This window comes from Clostridium boliviensis, assembly GCF_033342255.1.
GTDB lineage: Bacteria > Bacillota > Clostridia > Lachnospirales > Lachnospiraceae > Lacrimispora > Lacrimispora boliviensis.
Window position 1 is genome coordinate 300601 of record NZ_JAWONS010000240.1, and the last position, 23004, is coordinate 323604.

Annotated in this window: 20 protein-coding genes; all 20 read right to left on the bottom strand. The window is 43.9% G+C overall.

The window, feature by feature from the left end; all coding sequences use genetic code 11:
* Positions 1 to 3 precede the first annotated feature (3 nt).
* Positions 4 to 1644: an FAD-dependent oxidoreductase gene (locus tag RZO55_RS16195; RefSeq protein ID WP_318065282.1), complete on the bottom strand. Its 1641-nt coding sequence runs from the start codon at positions 1642 to 1644 to the stop codon at positions 4 to 6.
* A gap of 12 nt (positions 1645 to 1656) precedes the next feature.
* Positions 1657 to 2220 (bottom strand): alkyl hydroperoxide reductase subunit C, encoded by a 564-nt coding sequence (ahpC, locus tag RZO55_RS16200; protein WP_318065283.1) that lies wholly within the window; start codon positions 2218 to 2220, stop codon positions 1657 to 1659.
* A 225-nt stretch (positions 2221 to 2445) separates the two neighbouring features.
* Positions 2446 to 2688 carry an RDAC family protein gene (locus tag RZO55_RS16205; RefSeq protein WP_318065284.1) on the bottom strand — a complete coding sequence of 81 codons (243 nt, stop codon included), beginning with the start codon at positions 2686 to 2688 and terminating at the stop codon, positions 2446 to 2448.
* A gap of 8 nt (positions 2689 to 2696) precedes the next feature.
* On the bottom strand, positions 2697 to 3788 hold the full coding sequence (gene trpS, locus RZO55_RS16210; protein WP_318065285.1) for a tryptophan--tRNA ligase: 1092 nt from the start codon (positions 3786 to 3788) through the stop codon (positions 2697 to 2699).
* 67 nt (positions 3789 to 3855) lie between these two features.
* Positions 3856 to 6267: a homocysteine S-methyltransferase family protein gene (locus RZO55_RS16215; protein ID WP_318065286.1), complete on the bottom strand. Its 2412-nt coding sequence runs from the start codon at positions 6265 to 6267 to the stop codon at positions 3856 to 3858.
* A gap of 25 nt (positions 6268 to 6292) precedes the next feature.
* Complete coding sequence (locus tag RZO55_RS16220) at positions 6293 to 6940, bottom strand: vitamin B12 dependent-methionine synthase activation domain-containing protein (RefSeq protein WP_318065287.1); 648 nt, start codon at positions 6938 to 6940, stop codon at positions 6293 to 6295.
* Positions 6941 to 7012: 72 nt separating this feature from the next.
* Positions 7013 to 7870 carry a methylenetetrahydrofolate reductase [NAD(P)H] gene (gene metF, locus RZO55_RS16225; protein WP_318065288.1) on the bottom strand — a complete coding sequence of 286 codons (858 nt, stop codon included), beginning with the start codon at positions 7868 to 7870 and terminating at the stop codon, positions 7013 to 7015.
* Positions 7871 to 7955: 85 nt separating this feature from the next.
* Entirely contained in the window at positions 7956 to 8825 is an 870-nt protein-coding gene (gene hflC, locus RZO55_RS16230) for a protease modulator HflC (RefSeq protein WP_318065289.1), read from the bottom strand.
* A complete protein-coding gene (gene hflK / locus RZO55_RS16235; RefSeq protein WP_318065290.1) occupies positions 8822 to 9799 on the bottom strand; it encodes an FtsH protease activity modulator HflK in 978 nt (325 codons plus the stop codon). The genes hflC and hflK overlap by 4 nt, the downstream gene beginning before the upstream one ends.
* Positions 9800 to 10024: 225 nt before the next feature.
* Positions 10025 to 10960: a hypothetical protein gene (locus RZO55_RS16240; protein WP_318065291.1), complete on the bottom strand. Its 936-nt coding sequence runs from the start codon at positions 10958 to 10960 to the stop codon at positions 10025 to 10027.
* Positions 10961 to 10977: 17 nt separating this feature from the next.
* A complete protein-coding gene (locus tag RZO55_RS16245) occupies positions 10978 to 11304 on the bottom strand; it encodes a hypothetical protein (protein ID WP_318065292.1) in 327 nt (108 codons plus the stop codon).
* 57 nt (positions 11305 to 11361) lie between these two features.
* On the bottom strand, positions 11362 to 12681 hold the full coding sequence (ftsZ, locus tag RZO55_RS16250; RefSeq protein WP_318065293.1) for a cell division protein FtsZ: 1320 nt from the start codon (positions 12679 to 12681) through the stop codon (positions 11362 to 11364).
* Between the two features lie 118 nt (positions 12682 to 12799).
* Entirely contained in the window at positions 12800 to 13528 is a 729-nt protein-coding gene (locus tag RZO55_RS16255; RefSeq protein WP_318065295.1) for a cell division protein FtsQ/DivIB, read from the bottom strand.
* Positions 13525 to 14775 (bottom strand): UDP-N-acetylglucosamine 1-carboxyvinyltransferase, encoded by a 1251-nt coding sequence (murA, locus tag RZO55_RS16260; protein WP_318065296.1) that lies wholly within the window; start codon positions 14773 to 14775, stop codon positions 13525 to 13527. Before murA ends, RZO55_RS16255 begins: the two co-directional genes overlap by 4 nt.
* Positions 14776 to 14843: 68 nt before the next feature.
* On the bottom strand, positions 14844 to 15995 hold the full coding sequence (locus tag RZO55_RS16265; RefSeq protein WP_318065297.1) for an FtsW/RodA/SpoVE family cell cycle protein: 1152 nt from the start codon (positions 15993 to 15995) through the stop codon (positions 14844 to 14846).
* A 41-nt stretch (positions 15996 to 16036) separates the two neighbouring features.
* Positions 16037 to 17383, bottom strand: coding sequence for a UDP-N-acetylmuramoyl-L-alanine--D-glutamate ligase (gene murD, locus RZO55_RS16270; RefSeq protein WP_318065298.1), 1347 nt, complete (start codon positions 17381 to 17383; stop codon positions 16037 to 16039).
* A gap of 12 nt (positions 17384 to 17395) precedes the next feature.
* The gene (mraY, locus tag RZO55_RS16275) at positions 17396 to 18364 is read right to left on the bottom strand and encodes a phospho-N-acetylmuramoyl-pentapeptide-transferase (protein WP_318065299.1); all 969 of its coding nucleotides are present in this window, start codon (positions 18362 to 18364) and stop codon (positions 17396 to 17398) included.
* 75 nt (positions 18365 to 18439) lie between these two features.
* A complete protein-coding gene (locus RZO55_RS16280; protein WP_318065300.1) occupies positions 18440 to 20200 on the bottom strand; it encodes a peptidoglycan D,D-transpeptidase FtsI family protein in 1761 nt (586 codons plus the stop codon).
* A 73-nt stretch (positions 20201 to 20273) separates the two neighbouring features.
* A complete protein-coding gene (locus RZO55_RS16285; protein WP_318065301.1) occupies positions 20274 to 22532 on the bottom strand; it encodes a peptidoglycan D,D-transpeptidase FtsI family protein in 2259 nt (752 codons plus the stop codon).
* A complete protein-coding gene (locus RZO55_RS16290; protein ID WP_318065302.1) occupies positions 22510 to 22989 on the bottom strand; it encodes a cell division protein FtsL in 480 nt (159 codons plus the stop codon). Before RZO55_RS16290 ends, RZO55_RS16285 begins: the two co-directional genes overlap by 23 nt.
* Positions 22990 to 23004: the final 15 nt, after the last annotated feature.

A 23004-nucleotide genomic window follows, 5' to 3' on the forward strand; every position in this document is an offset into this window, starting at 1 on the left:
CTTTTATATGCTTTCCAGAACGGTCAGAAGCTCCTCTACGGACTTCTTCCCAAATTCTACAATCTCATCGTTTATAATCATGCAGGGAACGCTCATAATCTGATATCGTTTCTTTAATTCCGGATAATAAGCCAGATCATAAGTCCAGGCCTTCACTTTACTGCTGTCAGCCGCAATTCTTCCCGCAGACATAACCGTGGTTGGGCACATGGTACAGGATAATGAAACTGCTATCTTAATAGTAAGCTCTTTCTCTAACCTGTGTATCCGGTCAGTTTCCTCCGAAGAAAGAGACTGTCCCGGTCCCGCTGCATTATATAGACCAATTATAAAGGAATTAAACTCATGGCCGCCGGGAATTCCATAAAATCGGATCCCGGTTTCAGTACCATCTTCTCTTAAAACACAAAGGACCGGAAGCGCCTCATCAGGTTCTGACTTATCCGACGCCCGTTCTGTGATGGTCTCCACTTTGTCCGAAATCCCTGAAAGTTCCTTTAGGAAGGACGCCATCTCGGACGAAAGCCGGCTTTGGTCTAAAAGAGCCTTTACAACAACTTTTGTCTGAAACTTATGAAACAGACCTTCTAACTGCTGTCTCATCTCAGAATTGATAAAATTCTCTTCTCCTGATTCCTCCGGCTGCTTTGTATCCTCATTTCTGTCCTTCACCCCTGGTTCGGACTCCCGTGGGGATAAGTTTAACTTTTCATATACTTCAGCAACATATTTCTCTAAAGATGTTGCTGCAACTGCCCCATCGGAAACAGCTGTAACCACCTGCCTTAAATTTTTAATGCACACATCACCGGCTCCATACACTCCCGGAATACCGGTCATCTGATTGTGGTCCGTGATAAGATATCCATGGCTGTCAAGCTCCAGCTTTCCTTTAACCAGATCTGTATCCGGCACATAGCCTGCGAATACAAAAATACCAAAGGATTCTCCCTCCGGTGCTTTATAGCTCCACTCCCGTCCGGTCTTTCTGTCTTTAAACCGGGCGGATCTTAACAGTCTGTCTCCGGAGGCTTCCACAATCTCAGTCTGATAATGCACTTCAATTTTCTCATGATTCTTAGCCTTATCGGCTACGGAGGCGGCACAGGTAAAATCCTCTTCTCTGACAATAACCGTGACCTTTTTTGCATATTTGGTCAGAAATACAGCTTCCTCTGCCGCTGCAAATCCGCCTCCAATTACAAATACATCCATTCCGGTGAAAAATTCACCGTCACAGGTTGCACAATAAGCCACTCCTCTTCCTTTGTACACTTTCTCTCCTGCAAACCCCAGAGTTCTGGGGTTTGCTCCAAGAGCAAGAACAATTCCAAGTGTCCGATAATCACCTTTATCTGTTTTAACAATCCGGATATCCCCAGAGAAATCAAAGTCTGTTACTTTGGCCATTTGAAATTCCGCGCCAAAGCTCTGAGCCTGGAGGCGCATCTTTTCAGTCAGCTCTGCACCGTCTGTTTTCTCTATTCCGGGGTAATTCACGATTTCCGATGTAATGGTTATCTGTCCGCCGATTTTTTCTTTTTCAAGTACCAGAACTTTAAATCTGGCCCTGGCTGCGTAAATGGCTGCGGAGAGACCTGCAGGACCTGCGCCTACAATAATTACGTCATAAAGTTCAGCCATAGTATCCCGCCTTTACAAAAGCCCAACTAAATCCAGGCTGGGCTTTAATGTTTTTTCTCCTGGTTTCCATTTTGCAGGGCACACCTCATCTCCGTGCTTTGCAACGAACTGGGAAGCCTCCACTCTGCGGAATAATTCCTCTGCATTTCGTCCCACATTGCCGGCGATCACTTCATAAGCCACGATCACGCCTTCCGGATTCACAACAAAGGTTGCCCGTTCCGCCATGCCTGAATCCTCAATCAGTACATCAAAGCTTCTTGCCAGTGCTCCAGTGGGATCTGCAAGCATGGGATACTTAATCTTTTTGATTGTCTTTGAAGCATCATGCCATGCTTTGTGTACAAAATGGGTATCACAGGATACGCTGTAAATTTCACAGCCAGCCTTTTTAAAATCCTCGTATTTATCTGCAAGATCTTCCAGTTCCGTGGGGCAGACAAATGTAAAATCTGCCGGATAGAAAAAGAATACGGACCACTTTCCCAGAACGTCCTTCTTTACAACTTCCTTAAATTCTCCATTTATAAAACTCTGTACTTTAAAATCACTAATCTCTTTTCCAATGAATGACATACCATCTATCTCCTTTCCTGTTGACTATACTCGATTAATATGGCTTGTTTCAGTTAAATTTATGAGTTAGTTATCCCTAATTCACAATACAATCATAGCATAGATTTCCAGAAAATTCAATAAATAATATCGATAATAATTATTATTTTATTTTTAATACAAAAAAGCCGGAGAAGCCGAAAGAATATTCTCTTTGCAGCCACTCCGGCATTCCAGTTTCCGGAGCTAACTCATCCAGAAGTTCTTATTATCCGCACTATATTCCAACTGGAAACGTAAGTTTCCAAAATATGCTTCCAGCATCTTGTAAAGAGCCTGATACTGCTCTGTTCCATTGCTCTCACTCAGAGATTCTATGGAGCAGGACTGTTTCCCGCAGGCATCTCTTAAATGAATCTTAAATTCCAGCCCGCTGTCTTTTAAAAGCCGGTTGCATTCCAGTATTTCACTGATTGATACAATCTTCATGACTGTCTCTATTCCTTCTCCTGAAACCGTCTGGCCTGTTCATCGATCAGTTCCATATCATCAAAATAGTTGATCTTCATAGCTTCCTTCACGTCTTTTAAGGTGTTAGCTGCCACAGCTTCCGCTTTCTGGCTGCCCTCTTTTAAGATCTGATATACGTAAGGAATATCCGCTTCGTATTCTTTTCTTCTTTTTCTGATGGGTTCTAACTCGGCCTGAAGTACGCTGTTTAAAAATCTCTTTACCTTCACATCTCCAAGTCCGCCTCTTTGATAGTGCTCTTTCAGTTCATCAAGATTCTTGTAATCTGGTAAATATTCTTTAAAATCCTCTTCCCTGCTGAATGCGTCCAGATAGGTAAATACCGTATTGCCTTCCACTTTACCAGGATCAGAAACCATAAGGTGGTTAGGATCTGTGTACATGCTCATCACTTTTTTCTTAACCTCTTCCTCTGAATCGGATAAGTAAATGCAGTTTCCAAGGGATTTGCTCATCTTCGCCTTACCATCTGTTCCAGGAAGGCGTAAGCATGCCTGATTATCCGGAAGAAGGATGTCAGGTTCTACCAGAGCATCTCCGTAAACAGAGTTAAATTTGCGCACAATCTCCCTCGTCTGCTCGATCATAGGCTCCTGATCTTCTCCAACCGGGACAGTCGTTGCCTTAAAAGCCGTAATATCGGCCGCCTGGCTGATGGGATACGTAAAGAAGCCCACAGGGATGCTGGTTTCAAAGTTTCTCATGGTAATCTCTGATTTCACGGTAGGATTGCGCTGAAGCCTTGAAACAGTTACCAGATTCATATAATAGAAGCTAAGCTCTGTAAGCTGGGGTATCTGAGACTGGATGAACAACGTACTCTTACTGGGATCCAGTCCGCATGCAAGATAATCCAGCGCCACCTCGATAATGTTCTGACGGACTTTCTCCGGATTGTCTGCATTGTCCGTCAATGCCTGGGCATCCGCAATCATAATAAAAATCTCGTCAAATTCGCCGGAATTTTGCAGTTCCACCCTGCGCCTCAGCGAACCCACATAATGTCCGATGTGAAGCTTTCCGGTGGGTCTGTCTCCCGTTAAAATAATCTTTCCCATTTTGTACCTCCAGATATATTATCAAGTTTTATTGTACCATTCATTCCATATTTGTCAATGAGGCACCTTATTTTACTTCAAATATCTCCTCGGCATAATTGACGGATGCCATGGCATCCCTGCAATACCGGTCCGCACCGATTGTCATGGCATATTCCTTCGTAAGAACCGCACCTCCCACCATCACATTCACAAAGGGCACCTTTTCGCGAAGCTGCCGGATGGTCTCTTCCATGCTTGGGACTGTAGTCGTCATGAGGGCACTTAACCCCACCAGTTTCACATCCCGGTCTGCAGCAGTCTTAACAATGGTTTCAGGAGCAACGTCCTTTCCCAGATCTATCACCTCATAGCTGTAATTTTCCAAAAGCACCTTTACAATATTTTTCCCAATATCGTGGATATCTCCTTTTACAGTAGCCAGTATCACAGTTCCCTTTCTCTTCTCTTCAGCACCACTTTGGGCAAGCCGTTCCTTAATCACCTCAAATGCCGCTTTTGCCGCCTCCGCACTCATCAGAAGCTGGGGGAGAAATACCGTTCCCTTTTCAAACCCTTTTCCAACCTCATTAAGAGCAGGAATCATCTCTTCCTGTATGATCATAAGAGGCTCACTGTGTTCCAGAAGCTCGGTGACAGCTGAAAATGCACGGTCTTTTAATCCCTTTTTAATACTTTCCTGTAAGGAGAGACCGTTTCTGCTTTCCCCTTTTGTTTCCCCTGGAACAGTCACATTACCACTGTAGGTACTGATATAAGTACTGCACTGGGGATCTAAGTCTGCAAGAACACAGTAGCTGTAATACGAGCGCATCATGGCCTCTGAATTAGGGTTGATTATAGCCGCGTTTAACCCGTTCTGCAAAGCCATGGTAAAGAATGCAGCATTGACAATTTCTCTCTGGGGCAGACCAAAGGATATATTGGATACTCCAAGAATGGTCTTCCCTTCCAACTCATCCCTGACACGTCTCACCGTCTCAAGAGTTGTAAGAGCACCTTTGCTGTCTGAGCTGACTGTCATGCATAAAGCATCGATGATAATATCCTCTTTCCCAATACCGTATCCGGCTGCCGTGTCATAGATTTTTTTCGAAACAGCAATTCTGCCTTCCACAGTTTCCGGAATTCCATCCTCATCGAGAGCCAGTGCTACAACAACACCTCCATACCGTTTTACAAGCGGAAAAATGGCGTCCATAGCCTCTTTTTTACCATTGACAGAATTGATCAGCGGCTTGCCGTTATAGATTCTCATCGCCCGTTCCATAGCAGCCATATTGGAGGTATCAATCTGTAACGGAAGGTCAATGATGCTCTGCAGCTCTTTTACCACTTCTTCCATCATTGACGGCTCATCAATTTCAGGAAGTCCTACATTTACATCCAGAACATGAGCCCCATTATCCTGCTGGAGCACTCCTTCCTTTAAGATATACTCCAGGTTGTGATCCTTTAAAGCCTGCTTAAATTTGGATTTTCCAGTAGGATTGATCCGCTCTCCAATGATAACCGGTTTCCGGTCTATCACAACCGCCTGGGCATAGGAGGAAATGACTGTACGGTGCTTTTTCTCAGGAATTCTGACTGGATAATCCTTACACACAGCCACCATCTTTTTAATATGTTCCGGCGTGGTTCCGCAGCAGCCTCCGATGATACAGGCTCCTGCCTCTGTGATAGCCTTCATCGCTCTGGCAAACTGATCCTCATCAATGTCATAGACCGTCTTCCCGCCTTCACTTCTTGGCAGACCTGCATTGGGATTAACAATAACAGGAACAGAGACCACCTTCATGATATCCTCTAAAATTCCCTTCATCTGAACAGGTCCAAGTCCGCAGTTAGTTCCCAGTGCATCCACACCCAGACCTTCTAAAAGGGCCACTGTTGACTCCACATTTCCACCGGTCAGCAGCTTCCCCTTCTCATCAAAAATCATTGTAACAAACACAGGAAGACTGCTGTTCTCTTTTGCTGCAAGAACTGCTGCTTTAGCCTCATAGCTGTCGCTCATGGTTTCAATGAGTATCAGATCCGCGCCTTCCCGGACGCCGATCCTTACGATCTGGGAAAACAACTCATAGGCTTCTTCAAAATCAAGGTCACCCAAAGGCTTTAACAGCTTGCCGGTAGGACCAATATCAAGAGCAACCGCTCCCTTTTTTCTTCCCTCCGGATAAACGGCTGTATCCACCGCCTGCTTTGCATTCCTCATGGCAGCCGTCACAATCTGTTCTAAGTCAAATTCCTTGTTCTGATTAAATTTTAAACCATTTGCCCCGAAAGTATTGGTTTTAATCAGATCCGCGCCGGCTTCCAGATAATCCCTGTGAATCTTTACAATTAAGTCAGAATGAGTTATATTCCAGGTCTCCGGAAGTTCACCGGGTATCAATCCGCTGGCCTGTAAAAGGCTGCCCATTCCACCGTCAAAAAAAAGAATTCTATTTTTCAATTCCTCTAAAATCGCTGTCATACATTCCTCCATCTGCATTCAAATTCTATCCCTGTCTCCGGTATGCACAGTCCTTTTTTCCGCAGGATTCACACCCTTTTATCTCGCACCGGTAAGGCTTTTTGCTGACTCCCATCACCGCAGTTACGGATTTTGAGGGCGTCATGAGCAGGCTTTCCGTAAGCATAATGCCAATCCGTTTCGGCGTTTCCAATACGGTTGTAATCTCTCGTTGGCATTCCAGTGAAAAATCACCATACCCCGGACTGAATCTGGGTCTTAAGTAAAAGCCTTTCGCCTCATATTCCTCTTTAAGCCTGCGGTTTTCTTCATCACAGTATTCTTCAATCACTGCAGCGGCAGCTGCCTGCATGATAACTGCTCTGCTCATCTGAAGTCTGGTATATTTGTGAAGCAGTACATCCACACCGGTACCCAGTGTTGCTGCAAATAACAGGACTTCTTCACAATCCGCCAGATTCTTGCTTAGATTCCGGCTCTTTGTACGGAAAACTGTGAAATCAATTTCATAATCAGGAAGCAGTCTTAAAGGATATGATCGGTAAATGCTCTTCGGTGACGCAGCAGCCAGAAGTTCTTTTAAAACGTCTTCAATTAAAGCATTTACCTGTTCATCGCCTTCCGTGTTCCCATAACCTAAATATCTGAGAATCTCTTTCCGGCTGATCTCCATCCATATCCCTCCCATCATTCCTGATAAAACAGGCCCGAATCTTTAACAGAAACGGACCTGCTGCCTGACGTATTACAGTATCTCCGAAAGATTTTCCTTGATCTTTAATGCCACATCCGGCTTATTCATGGAATAAACATGGATGGCATTGACACCATTTGCAATTAAATCAATGATCTGCTCCGTTGCATACGCGATCCCTGCCTGCTTCATAGCTGCGGGATTCTCCCCGAACCGGTCAACAATAGCTTTAAAGCGGGAGGGCAGATAGGTTCCGGAAAGCTGGCAGCTTCGTATGATCTGCTTCACATTGGTTACAGGCATAATACCTGCAACGACTGGCACCGTAATTCCCTTTTCCCGAATCCGGTATAAGTAGTTATATAAAATATTATTATCGAAAAACATCTGGGTGGTTACGAAATCACAGCCTGCTTCCACCTTCTGCTTTAAATAATCCATATCAATGGTCTTATTTGCCGATTCCACATGGCCCTCCGGATAACAGGCGGCACCGATGCAGAAATCACCAGTCTCCTTTATCTCCCTGATCAGCTCTGATGCATAGCTGTATTCCCGATTCACCGGTGCATCGGCAGGCATATCTCCCCTTAATGCCAGCACATTCTCAATCCCTGCTTCCCTTAACTCTCCCAGAACCTGGCGTACCTTTTCTTTGGTAGAAGATACACAGGTTAAATGTGCCAGAGCCGTAACATGGTAATCATGATGGAGCGCAGAAGCGATATCTACGGTATACTTACTGGTTCCTCCGCCTGCGCCGTAGGTAACGCTCATAAAAGCAGGTTTCAGTTTTGCTATCTCAGCAGCAGCTTTCTCAACAGAATCATACTTATCCTCTGTTTTAGGCGGAAACACTTCAAAAGATAAGGTGGGCTTTCCCTGGCTCAATATATCGGTAATCTTCATTCTGTCAATCTCCTATCCTCTGCTTCTTTTATTTTAACACTTTACCATAAAAAACTTTTTCCCGCAACAGGCAGTATACCTAATTTTACTGTCCTGTAAAAATCCTGGCAAGCGGAGAGCTCTCTGGAAGAATCAACGTATTTCCATTTCCGGAAAGAGAAGTCCTTGCAGCTTCCAAAGACCGCACAAAGGAATAAAAATCTGTTCTTTGAGGATCATGATAAGCTTCCGCCAGAATTCTCATATATTCCCCTTCTCCTTCTGCTGTGATTGATGCAGCCTTTGCCTGGGCATCGGATATGCTGATAGCGATTTCACGGTCAGTTGTATTTTGTATCTTTTTTGCCTCCGCCTGGCCTTCTGCCGTAAATGTAGCTGCAATCTTAGCACGTTCCGAAATCATTCGTTCATAGACAGCTGTCTTATTATCTGCGGGAAGATCCAGCCGTTTTGTTTCCACTGACAGAAGGCGGATGCCGTACTGCACCATATTGTCCCCCGCATTCTCCATAATTGCCTGTGACAGTTCGCCGTCCCGGCCGCTGATGACTTCATTTTGCGCCATACTGCTGATCACATTCTTTACAGAGTTATAAACCACCGTATCAATTCTGCTCTCAGCGCTTATAACTGATGAATTTAATGACTGGGCAAATTTCAGTGGGTCTTCTATCCGCCAGAGGACATAACTATCGCTGAGCATTGTCTTTTTATCCATTGTAATCACATCCGACGCAGCCAGATCATATAGCAGAATCTGCTTTGGCAGAGTATAGGCAGTCTGGACCAGTGGAATTTTAAAAGAAATTCCCGGTGTGCTGATAACACGTTCCACTCTTCCAAACTGGCGGATCAGCTTATATTCATTTTCATTGGTAACCACAACCGACCCTGTCAATACAATAAGGACTGCTGCTGTAATCAATATTCCTATGGCTGTTTTTATCTTTTTCATTCCTTATTCTCCTTCTTCTCACTGGTTTCTCCTCCTGTAAAGCTGTCAAGAGGCAGGATGGTACTGGTCTGGTCCGTACCGTCAATAATCACCTTCATGTTGGGAAGAACATCTTCCATTGTTTCATAGAACATTCGTTTTTTTGTCACTTCCGGATTTTTTATATATTCCTGATACATGGCATTAAATTTCGAAACCTCTGCATTTGCCTCATTGATCCGTTTTGCTTTGGTAGATTCTGCTTCCTGAAGGATCTGATCCGTCTTGGCCGTTGCCTCCGGAAGTTTTTCATTACGGTATTTGTTTGCATTGTTGATGGCCGTTTCTTTCCCCTGTTTGGCTGTCTCAACAGCCTTAAACGCTTCCATTACTTCCTTTGTCGGCGGCTCGGAATCCTGTATGGTAACATTAACCACGGTAAGCCCCACGGTATGCTCCGTCAGCTTTGTGGTAATCATTTCCTTTACCTTGGACTGAATCTCATTTTTTCCATTGGTGAGAACGGAATCTACGTCATAGCTGCCAATGACGGTCCGTATGCTGCTTCTCGTTACATTCTTAAGAATGGTCAGCGGATCCACAGAAGCGTAGATTGCTTTTACCGGATCAGAGACTTTGTATTCCACAAAGAAATCCACGTTCACAAAATTATAATCCCTGGTTATCATAAGGGAGTCTTCTTCCTTGCTTTCATTGTCACTTGGATCATAGCCTATGGCAAATCCCTGGATTGTTGTATTCACTTTTTGCACATTCTGTACAAAAGGGATTTTAAAATGAAGGCCCGGCTCTGCAACCGTTCTGGGAATACCAAGGGTTGTCACTACTGCCTGTTCCTGCTCCTGTACATTGTAAACGGATCCTAATGCTATCACCAGAACCGCTACAGCGATTAGAAGCCCCATTCCGGACTTTTTAAACAGCTTCTGGAAATTTTTAAGCTGTTCCGTTCTTTTTGGGTTAACTGTTTCCATAATTCAAATCCTCTCTTTCTTTTCTTATCACAAAAGAAGTATAAAAAAAGACCTTTGCCAATACCTGACGGTACCAGTAAAAGTCTTGACATTTCATAAGAATGCGGATAAATCTCTTTATCGTACTGACGCACGCTTATCCATCCTTGCGGTGGAAGCTACTCCCTTTTGCGATTGTTATAATTATACCAGATCTATTAATATCTGTCAATAGCAGGGAGCCCGCTAAGTTTCCTGATTTTTAACAGTTTCAGGATTGTTAAATGTCACATAAATCTGCACCCAGTCCTCATCAAAATATAAATTAATATCAAAAATTCCCTCCAGTATATAAGCTCCATCCTCATGGCTGAGTCTTGACTTTACCTGTTCCATAATGGAAGGGATGCTGCTTTGTTCCGCCTTGATTCCGCAAGACTCCTCAGTCAGCCTTAAAAACTGCTCTAAGTAAGCCATCGAGACTTCTGTGTCCTTTAAGTAAGACACATACTGATGCAGCCCGCCTGTCGCCGTATCGTAATTGATATCAACATACTCATACGACGCTTCATACGGTTCTTCATCATCGGTTGCATCCGGTATGAAATAAACACTTTTCACTGTCTCATAATAAGTAACAGGGCCATTGTCCTGTTCGATCTCGTAATTGTATGAGTTAGTCTCTTCGGAACTGATCTTACTGCCATAGTCTCCTTCTTTCATAAACCCGCTCATAGAATCTGCAATGGCTCTTCCGTCTGCATCAAAATGATTATAACCGCTGCATGGTTCACCTGCAGCAATTACATCTGCTTCCTCTAAATCCCGATATCCGGAGTCATCATCTCCAACTGCCGTTTCATAGGAATTATCTAAGGTTACAGCTGTCACAGTATAACTGATAAGAGCACCTGTCATTGAGATAGCAATAAAAAATACAGCCAGTACAACCGGTAAAATATAAGACTTTTTCTTATCACCATCTGACTGATTCATAACAGGTCTCATTGCCACCGGTTGATTTCCGGGCTGTCCCATAACCGGATTTATCTCGATTCTTTTTTCATTTAATAAATAATTCACTTCCCAGTTAACAGGCTTTCTGATCACACGTCTGCACCTGGGGCAATAATTCACCTCATTCACCGGAAGATCGCAGACCGGACAAATCTTTTTCATCATCTTTTGTTCCCCCTCTTTTAACCCAGGACCAAATGAGCTACTGCAATCTCGTCATCCTCCCTGAAGCCCTGTGCACATACCTGGATATCATATACATATTTTTCGTTCAGACCAGTTAAACCGGCAATTGCTTCAATGCTCTTCCCTTCTTTAGCAAGTGCCAGTACCTTATGAACATCTTCTATGGTCTTATTTAGAAGTTCGTCAGACTCCGTGGAATAATTAAGTGAATTCTCAACTAAATCCTGATCCGTTATAAAATCTTCCAGAGAAAGTTTCTTTTCCTCTCCCTGCTCTGAATAATAATCCTCTGAAAGCTCCCAGTCCTTTTCATCCTTTATCATCGTAGCGCTCCTTTCAAAAACAGGCAGGTTCACGGGAACCTGCCTGCTATGTATCTATTATCTTTTATTTCTTAAAAAGTCAGGAATATTAATCTGTACTTCCTTATTCACAGTAGGACGGTAAGGCTGCCCGTTTCCCTGAGGTGCGTTCTGGTTCTGGGGAGTACCTTGTCCGTAGTTTGGCTGTTTATTGTAATTAGGATTGCTGTAGTTCTGCCCGTTGTAATTTCCGCCATTCTGATTGTTTGGGTAAGGCTGTCCGGAATAATTATTGGCATTGCTGTAGTTCTGGTTAAAGTTTTGATTGTAACCAGGATTTGGTGCGGTTGCCGCTGCTTCCTGGTTACCAGGCTGAGGTGCTGCCTTCGGCTGCTTATAGTTTGGATTTGAGAAATTATTCATAACCTTGGAAACAGGTGTTTCATGCTGCATATCAAGTCCAGTTGCAATGACCGTAATGCTTGCTTCATCCTGAGCATTCTCATCATACATGGCACCGAATATAATATTCGCATCATCTCCTGCCATCTCCTGAACATAGCTGGCTGCTTCATTGGCCTCAATCAGGCTGATGTCGCCGGAGATATTAATAATTACATGAGTTGCACCCTCGATGGTAGTCTCAAGAAGCGGACTGGATACAGCCTGTTTTACTGCCTCTATTGCCTTTTCATCACCTTTTGCACGGCCAATACCAATGTGTGCAATGCCTTTATCTGTCATAACAGTCTGAACATCTGCAAAATCCAGATTGATTAACCCTGGTACATTAATCAGGTCTGTAATTCCCTGAACTGCCTGCTGAAGCACTTCGTCCGCTTTTTTCAGAGCATCCGGCATCGTAGTGCGTCTGTCCACAATTTCAAGAAGACGGTCATTGGGGATAACAATCAGAGTGTCCACACTTTCCTTTAAACGCTCAATACCGGATGTTGCATTGCTCATACGTGTCTTAGCTTCAAAACGGAACGGTTTTGTTACAACACCCACTGTTAAGATTCCCATATCCTTTGCAATCTTAGCTACTACAGGAGCTGCTCCGGTTCCGGTTCCGCCTCCCATACCACATGTAACAAATACCATATCTGCACCCTTCATGACCTGAGCCAGCTCGTCCGCATTCTCTTCCGCTGCCTTTTCGCCAATCTCAGGTTTAGCACCTGCACCAAGACCCTTAGTCAGTTTTTCACCGATCTGCATGGCAGTAGGAGCCTTGCAAAACTGCAATGCCTGCTTGTCCGTATTAATTCCAAGAAATTCCACACCAGCTATATTCTCATCAATCATGCGGTTAACCGCATTGTTTCCGGCACCGCCTACACCGATTACCAGAATTCTTGCAGCATTATCCGCCTCATTTATCTTAATCTCTAACAAGATTATATCCTCCTTTAACCATATACAGCTTACTGTATAAACCTATTTATTATAATATTTTATTTTGTAAAAAATATCAACCATTTTTTTAACAAAATTCCATGCAAAATATGTAAATTCACTTATCTTTCATAAAACGGTAAGATGTGACAGTTTCCGCTTCGTCATATGTATCCAGATAAAGAGTGCCGGATAAGCCGCCCAGAACAGGCAGCTGATCACTCAGTTCTGAGATCTTTCCGCTCATCTGGTCATTGCTTCCAAGATACACCCGGATGGTTCCCATGACCAGTGTAGCATTCCCCTGGGAATCGTATTTGATCTCATCAACCGGAATCTGATGAGTAGAAAGAAGCTGGGTAAGGGTTAATATCCGGTCAAAGACTTTGGCATCCTCCACGGGGAGGGGCTGGTGCAGAGCAATATGCCCATACGAAAGCCCCGTAATCCATGGAATTCCTGTCAGTTTTCCGCTGGAACTCTCCACAATAATTCCGTCTTTATCAAAATACATATAGCTGCCCATATAGGAAACATAACCGACCACGGATTTTTCATAAACGATCACTTCAACGCTCACAGGGTTCTGGAATACAATTTTGTAATCTTCCACGAAAGGAATCTGTTCGTGTTTCTGAAAGTGGTCCTTATAAATACAAAAAATCGCATTCCGATCCCAGCCCTCCTTAAATAATAAGTCTACGATCTGATCGGATGTATATTTTTTGTTGCCGGTTACAGTAATATTTCTGATCTGAAGCGACAGGAAAACCGCCGCCCCAGCCAGAAGGAATACTGCTATGATTGCAACTGTCAACTTTCTTCTGCTCTTTTTGAATTTTTTCATTCCTTACCTCTGATTACAGCTCCAACACTGCTTAAATCGCGGCAGACATCTTCATACCCCCGCTCAATGTGGTGGCAATCCAAAATCTCCGTAACACCTTCTCCTGCAAGCCCTGCTACAACAAGTGCAGCTCCGCCTCTTAAATCAGGTGCAGTTACGTAATTTCCTTTTAGCGGATACAGCCCGTGTACAATCGCCCTTTTTCCTTCTATGACGATATCTGCTCCCAGCTTCTTAAGTTCATTGGCTGCACCGAACCTGCCTTCAAAGATTGTCTCCTCCACTCTTCCCCAGCCCGTTCCTGATGCCATCACTGCCATCACCTGGGACTGAAGATCTGTTGGAAATCCCGGATAGGGTTCGGTTGTAACATTGACACAGTCAGGGCGTCCTTTCATGGAAACCTCCAGATGGTCTGTATACCGTTTTAACTCTGCTCCCATTTTTTCTGCCAATAAAAGAGCAGAAGTAAGATGATCCGGCTGGATTCCTTTTAAGAGCACATCCCCTTCGGCTGCCATAACTGCTGTTAAATAAGTACCTGCTACAATCCGGTCTCCTGACACAATAAATTCAGAATCATGTAAATCTTTAACTCCTGTCACGGCAAGTCTGGAAGTTCCGGTACCCTGAATTCTCGCGCCCATGTTGTTTAAGAATTCACAGAGTGAAATGATCTCCGGTTCTTTCGCCGCTCCATGTATCACAGTAATTCCTTTTGCGTAAACAGCCGCCATCAGGGCGTTTTCCGTAGCTCCCACACTGGGAAACGGGAAATAAATATCCGCGCCCACAAGGGTTTTGGCAGAGGCACACAGCTTCTCCTCTTTCTCCTCGATTACGGCACCAAGCGTACGGAATGCTGCCAGATGAATATCGATGGGTCTTAGTCCGATGGAACAGCCTCCCGGAAAACTGGTAACAGCATAACCCAGCCTTCCCAGAAGGGGACCTGACAGGATAATGGAGGAACGCATGCTTTTTATATACTCTTCCGGAATCTCTGCGCAGTTGATATCAGAAGCATCAATGGTCAGCGTATGTCCGTCAAGAATGTAGTTGCACCCGATACGCTCAAGTATCCCCAGCATACAGAACACATCCTGTATCCTGGGGACATTGTGAATCACTGTAGTACCTTTATGGAGAACCGCCGCTGCCATAATTGGCAGAACAGCATTTTTGGAACCCTGAATTTTTATCTCACCTCTTAAGGATCGTAACCCCTGGACCTGTATGACTGACAAACCGGTACCTCCCATGGTTTCTTATATACTATCCTATGTTATAAGTGAGAGAATGGTTTCATATCCAGCTATTTTTCCAGTTTAATCTGGTTGGAAACACTTAAAACCATGCCCATCTCAACCATGAGAAACAAAACGGAGGTCCCCCCGTAACTGATAAAGGGCAGGGTAATTCCTGTATTCGGTATGGTATTGGTAACTACGGCAATGTTTAAAATTACCTGAATGGCAATATGTCCCATAACCCCTACCACCAAAAGTGCGCCGAACAGATCCGGTGCATTATCTGCGATCAGCATAAAACGATATATCATGAAGAGGAATATAAGAATTACGGATACCGCACCAAAAAGTCCCAGTTCTTCACAGATAATGGAAAAAATCATATCATTCTGTGCCTCCGGCACAAACCCCATCTTCTGTATGCTCTCACCCAGACCTCTTCCTACCAGTCCCCCGGAGCCAATGGCATACAGTCCCTGCAAAACCTGATAACCACCCGTAGAAGGGAATGCCTCCGGTTCCAGCCAGACGAGAATCCTTCCCAGCTGGTAATCATGAAGAATATTTAGCTTCTCAAGAACCGTGGCGATAGGACCGGCAAACGCCAATAGCCCTACGCCTGCAAAACCGCAGGCAAAAAACGGCCATTTCTTTTTACATGCCACAAACAGCATAACAAACGCAATTCCAACAATGATAATACCAGAACTTAAATTGTTTGCAGCAACAATCCCGGCAATGGGGAGAGTGGTGACAATGATAAGCCCTGCTCCGTTTTTTGTATTGATATTTCTGCCCATCTGCACAATCATAATTGCCAGCATAACTATGAGAGCGATCTTTACAAACTCTGTGGGCTGAAACGTCAGACTTCCCACGCCCAGCCATCTACGTTTTCCATTCAGCTTCTTACCGAACAGAGAAACAGCAATCATCAGAATATAAGATAGTACATAGGCTAACACTGCGAATTTCCCATACCAATGGTAATCCATCTTCGAAATCACAATCATCACCACAAACCCGCCCAGAGCAATCTTAGCCTGCTTTATCATAAAGAAGGACGCATTGCCGAACTTCAGCTGGGCAGCGTAAGAACTGGAGCTGTAAATCATAACAAGACCAAAGACAGATAGAAATATAACAGTGAACAGCAGACTGTAGTCATAAAAACGGCGCGGCCTGTTTTTTTTCACTACTGGCCTTTTTTCTGCCATACCATTCCTCCTCGCCATTCAAATTACAATGCCCGATCATACTAAAGGTTGCGGACACATTCTTTAAAAATCTCCCCACGCTCTTCATAGCACCGGAACATTCCCCAGCTTGCACATGCCGGAGAAAGCAGCACATAATCTCCTCTGTTGGCATAGGAGGCACATACACTTACGGCTTCCTGCATATCTTCCGCATACATTACATTGGTAAACCCATGCCTTGCTGCGCATTCCGCTATTTTTTCCCTGGTCTGACCAAGAAGCACCATGTATTTCACTTTTCCGTCAAAGGATTCAATCCACTCATCGTATTCGGAATTTTTATCGTATCCTCCTGCAATCAGGATTGTGGCCCCCGGCATAGCCTTCACTGCCTGGATAGCCGCATCCGGATTGGTTCCCTTTGAATCATTGTAATACTTTACTCCTGCTTTTTCAGCAACAAACTCAATTCTGTGCTCTACTGCCTGAAACTCACAGACAGCCTTTTTAATCACTTCCATGGGAACCTTTAACTCCGCCGCAATGGCAATTGCAGCCATCACATTCTCATGGTTATGGCGGCCAAGAAGCTTTAATTCATGGATATTAACAATCTCTTCCCGGATGCCGTTCTGATTGCGGATAATCATATCTCCATCTATACAGTACCCCTCTTTTAAAGGCGTTCTGCTGCTGAAATAAACAGCACGGGGTTTCACTGATTCCCCGAACAGGCGAAGCACCGGATCATCATAGTTTAAAACACAGCAATCCTGTTCCGTCTGGTTCGCGGTGATGCTTTCTTTCACTTTTATGTAGCATTCCATAGTTTTATGACGATTTAAATGATCAGGAGTGATATTTAATATCGCACTGACTTCAGGCCGGAAGTCGGTAATGGTTTCCAGCTGAAAGCTGCTGACTTCGGCTACTGTCACCGAATCCTCTGTCATATTCAATGCTTCCTGTGTATACGGTATTCCGATGTTTCCCACGATGTAAACGTGATCGTAATACGCTTTTAAGATCTCGCCGGTTAACGCAGTAGTGGTTGTCTTTCCATTAGTTCCCGTAATGGCAGCAAGCTTTCCTTTCGCATGATGGTATGCCAGCTGTATTTCACTCCATATGGGAATATTCTCCTCCTTTAAAACCGATACGAAAGGTGCATCAAGTCCGATGCCTGGGCTGATTACGCAAAAGGAGATATCCTTTAAGTCCTCTTTTTTCAACTCTCCGAGAATCACGGAGATTTCATCCTTTTCCTCAAACTGGCTTAACAGCTCATCCTCTTTTAAAGCATCATTGCTGTCATATAAAACAGCTTCATCACCAGTTTTTAATATCATCCTGGAGGCGGCGATCCCACTTTTTCCACTTCCTGCAACTAAAATTTTATGACTCATATGGTTTCTCTCCTATAATCCAAGATATGCAAGCAGGCAAAGAACCGCAGTAACAATTGCAAATACAGCCACCACCCTCGTTTCAGACCACCCGCAAAGCTCAAAATGGTGGTGAATGGGAGCCATTTTAAAAAACCGCTTCCCGCCTGTTCGTTTAAAGTATGTTACTTGGATAATCACAGATAACACCTCAAGCAGATAGATAAATCCAATAATTGCTATGAATATCGGCATCTGCATCATAAAGGCACTGGAGGCAACAAAGCCCCCCAGGCCCAGCGAACCGGTATCCCCCATAAACACCCGGGCAGGGTAAACATTAAAGAGAAGAAACCCTAACAGGCTGCCTACAACTGCACCGGTTATAGGGCTGATGCCGGTTCTTTCTCCTATGGCAACTACCGTTAAGAATGTGGCTACCAATATGGTTACGCTGGTGCACAGTCCGTCAAGACCATCTGTAAAGTTCACCCCATTATCGGTTCCAATAACGATAAAAAATACTGCCGGTACAAATAAAATACCAAAATTCAGATAGATACCGCTTTTAAATCCTCCGGTAAACGGGACCAGCATTGCGGTTCCAACATCTTTGGAATGAATTAAATAAAATGCAAAAATCCCTGTTATGATCAGCTGACCCGCCATCTTCTGTGCAGGAGTCAGCCCTTCCGACCTTTTCATTACGATTTTAATGTAATCATCCAGAAAGCCAACAATACCAAATCCCACCGTTACAAACAAAACCGGTATAATCTTTGGATAGTCCTTTACGTAAAACAAAGATGTAATAATAATACTGGTTAATATAATCAGGCCTCCCATAGTGGGGGTACCCTGCTTTTTCAAATGGCTCTCCGGTCCTTCCCTGCGGATTTCCTGGCCAAATTTTAATCTGTGGAGAAACGGTATTACTATGGGACACAGCATTGCGCTGATGGCGAAAGCTATGATGATTGCCAAAATCGTTTCGTTAATCATGTCACACCTCAATCGTTTATGTATTTGTATATCAAAAGTACACAATTAGTAGTATACGTCTTTTTGCCTGAATAATCAACCACTGATTCGAAACGCAGAAACAGTACTTTCCTCTGTTGGCTCGATTCCCAGATAAGGAAAAATGTTCTTGAATATATCGGCAATTACAGGTGCAGCAATGGTTCCGCCATAGTAAATACCCTGCGGTTCATCAATGGTAATAAGGGCAATTACCTGCGGATTATCAGCCGGAGCAAATCCCACAAAAGATGAAATATACTTTTTCAAACTTCTTGGCAGCTTCTCAGAGGTGGCTGTTTTTCCTCCGATCCGGTAACCTTCAATCTTCGCTCTTTTTCCGCTTCCCTCAGAAACAACCTGTTCCAGAATGTAACGCATGGTTTCACTGGTCTCCTTTGATACAATTCCTTCCTTTACCGGATAGGTAAAGTCGTGTACTGCTTTTCCGTCTGAGCTGACAGCTTTCACTCCGAAATGTGGTGTGATGCGGTTTCCTCCGTTAATAAGAGAAGAAGCCGTGGTAATCAGCTGCATAGGTGTAATCTGAAACGACTGGCCAAATGATACGGTTGCCAGCTCCACCAGCCCCATATCCTCTTTCTTATGCATAATTGTCGAAGCTTCCCCGGGCAGATCAATTCCTGTCTTTCCCTTTAAACCAAACTGGACAAAATATTTGTAATAGTTATCCACTCCAAGGCGCTGCCCCACATCAATGAGAACAGGATTACAGGAATTCATCATGCCCTGTAAAAATGTTTCCGATCCATGTCCGCCCACTTTATGGCATCTGATTTTTCTGTCTTCCACCACCCGGAACCCAGGGCAGGAAAACTGATCGGTGAGTTTTACAACACCGGCCTCCAGACCAGCTGCTGCAGTTACAATCTTAAAAGTGGACCCCGGCTCATACGTATCATTGATACACGGATTTCTCCACATCTTATTTAACAGATCCTGTTTCTCTTTTTCATTTGCAGGAATGGCAGTTTCACTATTCAGTGTAAACGGATCATTCAAATTAAATTCAGGTGCATTGACCATTGCCATTATTTCCCCATTTTGGGGATTCATGATAATAATTGATACCCGTTTTGCACCCTTTTTCTCCATTACCTGATAGGCTGCCTGTTCACAGTAACGCTGAATATTTACATCCAGACTGATATACAAATCCTGGCCTGCAATTGGTTCAATCCGGTCTTCTGCTGCATTTTGAATCTCAATGCCAGCTGCATCTGACATGGTTAAAATCTTACCGTTCAATCCTTTTAAATACTGCTCGTACTTTACCTCCAGGCCGATGATTCCCTGGTTATCTCCTCCTGTAAATCCAAGCACTGTGGAAGCAAGGGTATCGTAAGGGTAATACCGTTTATAATCTTCATCCACCTTAACCCCTGCCAGATGATAAGCGCGGATCTGGTCTCCCAAAGCCTTGTCTACATTTGTCTTAATAATCTCCCTGGAACTGTACTTTTCCACTTTCTTGCGAATATCTTCTTCATTGAGACCTAATTCCTTTGAAAGAACCGCAACCACTTCATCTGCCTGTTTCACCTGATTGTGGATGACCGATATGGTGCATACAGTGCGGTTTGTTGCAATGACAGTTCCTTTCGCATCGATAATATTTCCTCTTGCAGCTTTTATGGTTCTCTCCCGCTCATGAAGATCAGAAGCCATGGCGCTGTAGTGTTCCGAGCGAAAGATCATTAGAAAAATAAGCCGTCCCATCAGTCCTGTCATGGCCAGAAACAACAGGAAAAACAGGAGGGCTATTTTCTCTCTGTGATGTGTTTTATTCGAATTCATAAGCTGCTCCATCGTCATCATTGTTACAGTATATGAAATCCGCTTTTTTTTATGAGTCTCTTTCCGTTAAAGTTCATTCTGAAGTCTGTGTTTCCTCTGCGCCTTCAGTATCTTCGGAAGTCTCACCGCCATTATCTGGAAGCGCATCCGGCAGATCCTTACCCTCCCCGTTCTCCTGACGGTTCACATATTCTTCATCCGGATTTAAGTATTCTTCTGGTACCGGTTCTCCATTTTCCATTGTAGGAACCACTTTAGCAGGCTCTTGCGCTGTTGTTTCTTTAGCAGGTTCTTCACCCTCAGATGTTTCCTGGGTTTCACTGGTAATGCCCTCCTGCTGCGGAAGTGTTGCAGCATCCTCCGAAGAAAGTGTTCCCGCCTCATCGGTATCCGGAAATACATTTAAATAAGGAAGAATCTCTGTCATGATTTTCTGGAAAATCTGGCTGGCGTAGGTACTGTGAGGCTGGTCCTCAACATGAGGTTCATCCACAACCACATAAACCAGAACCTGAGGATTATCCGAAGGAGCATAGCCGCAGAAGGATACTACATAATTTGTTTTATCACGGGGAATCTTCTCCGCAGTTCCAGTTTTACCGGCCACCTTATATCCGGTTATCCTGGCAGCGCCTCCTGTTCCTCCTGGTGCATTGACTGTCTTAAACAACGCTTCATTAATAAACTTTGTGGTTGATTCAGAAACTGTTTCTCTCACCAGAATCGGATCCACCTTTTTCATAACAGAACCCTGTTCATTTAGAATCTGCTTCACTACATGGGGCTCGTAATAGGATCCGCCGTTTATAACGGAGCCGTAGGCTGCAGCCATCTGGATCATGGTACACTTAAAATTCTGTCCAAAGGAGTTGGTTGCCAGATCCGTTGGCCCAGCTTTATCAGCAGTATACACCAGTGTTTTGTTATCTGCTTCTCCCGGCAGATCAATACCAGTCTTGGATCCGAATCCAAAAATCTTCTGGTATTTATAGAATTTCTCTTTTCCCATCTGCTGGGCAATCCGCATCATGACCACATTACAGGACTTCATAAGTCCTTCTTCCACGGTAATAAGTCCATGACCGTATCTGCTGACACAGTTGATTTTATATCCGCCTACTTCCAGGAATTTATTACACTCATACGTCTCTTTGCCTGTAATGGCCCCTTCTTCCAAAGCTGCAGAGACTGTAAATATCTTTTCTGTGGAGCCAGGCTCATAGCCGTCGCTGATACAAAAGTTACGCCAGGTCTGATTCCATGCCACCTGGGTGCCAAAGGATATGATTTTGTCATCAGTATAATGCTCAGAAACTGTCTCCGGAGTCAGAGGCTCTGCCCCCTTATTCTTCCTTTTAAAATCATCTATGGCTTCCTTTGTGCCCAGCTGTCTTAAAACATCTGTCGTGTATTCGGGACGCAGCTCACGGGGATTATTTAAGTCAAAGTTTTTGTCATCAGCCATGGCAAGGACTTCCCCATTATTGGGATCCATTACAACCACGCCTACCGTCTTGCTTCCTGTCTGCTGTTCCCACTCTGCAATGTATTTTTCCACAATTTTCTGTATATTTACATCAATGGTGGAAACAACGGTATTGCCGTTGGAAGCAGGTTTGATGACTCGCTCTAAATTGGAATCATCATTTAAGTAGCCGTATTCTCTGCCATTGACCCCCATCAGAGTTGAGTTATAAAACTGTTCAATCCCTCCGGTTCCAGCCATACCGTCTCCATTGGCGAATCCGATCATCTTGCTTCCCAGAGAATTGTAAGGGTATACTCTCTTGTATTCGTCTTCAAACCAGATTCCTTTTATGGATTTTCTTTCTTTTTTCAGCTCTTCTGATTTATCTTTTATATATTTTTCAAATTTAGCTTTGTCATCATAGGTCAGCTGTTTTGCATAGCGGATATACTGCTTATCCTTTTTTTCCTGAATGAGATTCGTAATTTCAGTCCGGTCGTATCCAAAGCATTCGGTCAGAGCATTGATGGTGGGTTCCAGGAATAAATCCGGATCACTCATAATCTGTCTGGGATCAAGAATTAAGTTATACACCTTTTCACTGGTTGCCAGATAAGTACCGTTGCGGTCCAGCACATCTCCCCTTTTAAAAGGAATTACTCTGCTGTCATATTCCTGCTGGGACAGCACAATCTGATTGAAATCTTCTTTCTTCTTTGTCATTAAGTTATACAGAACCATGACCAATGCAAACAAAGCCAGCGTAATTACCAAAACCGTAATCGCCAGCTTTTCCTGCATATAACGAGGAAATACTTTATTTCTTTTGTTCCTGTTTTTGTTATTGTTTCGGAATATCCTCATTCTGCCTTACATACTCACTTTCCGTTTTATCATAGTGAAGGATCTGATCCTTATTCGCATAGACCATCCCAAGTTCCTCAGTAGCAACCTTATACACATGATCAAGATCAACGGAAGTTTTAATGTTCATTTCCAGTGCATTATTTTCTGTCTTCAACTTTTCTAACTCTGCTTCCCGAGTTTCAATTCCATGAATACTGGTCGTAATAGAGGACTGCAAATGCAGGTAATTGACACACAAACAAAGGGTAATGACTGCAGCAATTGTCAGCACTATTACATAAGGCAGATCCATCTGTAATGCTTTCTCACGATTCCGTCTTACCTGGTGAGGCACGGGACGGCGAATTTCATCCGGTGTAGAAACCGGTTTTCTTACCGGCATGGTTTTTCGGACAGTATTCCCCTGCACATAGGCAGAGTTCCCATAGGAATGCACAGTTCTTTTTGCAGCCACTCTTTTTTTCCTCCC

Bases quoted from the DNA above. Each gene is read 5' to 3' on its own strand.
- RZO55_RS16245 (WP_318065292.1), bottom strand. From the start codon at position 11,304: ATGATAAAGGATGAAAAGGACTGGGAGCTTTCAGAGGATTATTATTCA.
- ahpC (WP_318065283.1), bottom strand. From the start codon at position 2,220: ATGTCATTCATTGGAAAAGAGATTAGTGATTTTAAAGTACAGAGTTTT.
- RZO55_RS16265 (WP_318065297.1), bottom strand. From the start codon at position 15,995: ATGGCAGAAAAAAGGCCAGTAGTGAAAAAAAACAGGCCGCGCCGTTTT.
- RZO55_RS16255 (WP_318065295.1), bottom strand. From the start codon at position 13,528: ATGAAAAAATTCAAAAAGAGCAGAAGAAAGTTGACAGTTGCAATCATA.
- trpS (WP_318065285.1), bottom strand. From the start codon at position 3,788: ATGGGAAAGATTATTTTAACGGGAGACAGACCCACCGGAAAGCTTCAC.
- murD (WP_318065298.1), bottom strand. From the start codon at position 17,383: ATGAGTCATAAAATTTTAGTTGCAGGAAGTGGAAAAAGTGGGATCGCC.
- RZO55_RS16280 (WP_318065300.1), bottom strand. From the start codon at position 20,200: ATGAATTCGAATAAAACACATCACAGAGAGAAAATAGCCCTCCTGTTT.
- metF (WP_318065288.1), bottom strand. From the start codon at position 7,870: ATGAAGATTACCGATATATTGAGCCAGGGAAAGCCCACCTTATCTTTT.
- RZO55_RS16240 (WP_318065291.1), bottom strand. From the start codon at position 10,960: ATGATGAAAAAGATTTGTCCGGTCTGCGATCTTCCGGTGAATGAGGTG.
- RZO55_RS16220 (WP_318065287.1), bottom strand. From the start codon at position 6,940: ATGGAGATCAGCCGGAAAGAGATTCTCAGATATTTAGGTTATGGGAAC.
- hflK (WP_318065290.1), bottom strand. From the start codon at position 9,799: ATGGAAACAGTTAACCCAAAAAGAACGGAACAGCTTAAAAATTTCCAG.
- RZO55_RS16205 (WP_318065284.1), bottom strand. From the start codon at position 2,688: ATGAAGATTGTATCAATCAGTGAAATACTGGAATGCAACCGGCTTTTA.
- RZO55_RS16195 (WP_318065282.1), bottom strand. From the start codon at position 1,644: ATGGCTGAACTTTATGACGTAATTATTGTAGGCGCAGGTCCTGCAGGT.
- RZO55_RS16215 (WP_318065286.1), bottom strand. From the start codon at position 6,267: ATGACAGCGATTTTAGAGGAATTGAAAAATAGAATTCTTTTTTTTGAC.
- mraY (WP_318065299.1), bottom strand. From the start codon at position 18,364: ATGATTAACGAAACGATTTTGGCAATCATCATAGCTTTCGCCATCAGC.
- RZO55_RS16285 (WP_318065301.1), bottom strand. From the start codon at position 22,532: ATGAGGATATTCCGAAACAATAACAAAAACAGGAACAAAAGAAATAAA.
- hflC (WP_318065289.1), bottom strand. From the start codon at position 8,825: ATGAAAAAGATAAAAACAGCCATAGGAATATTGATTACAGCAGCAGTC.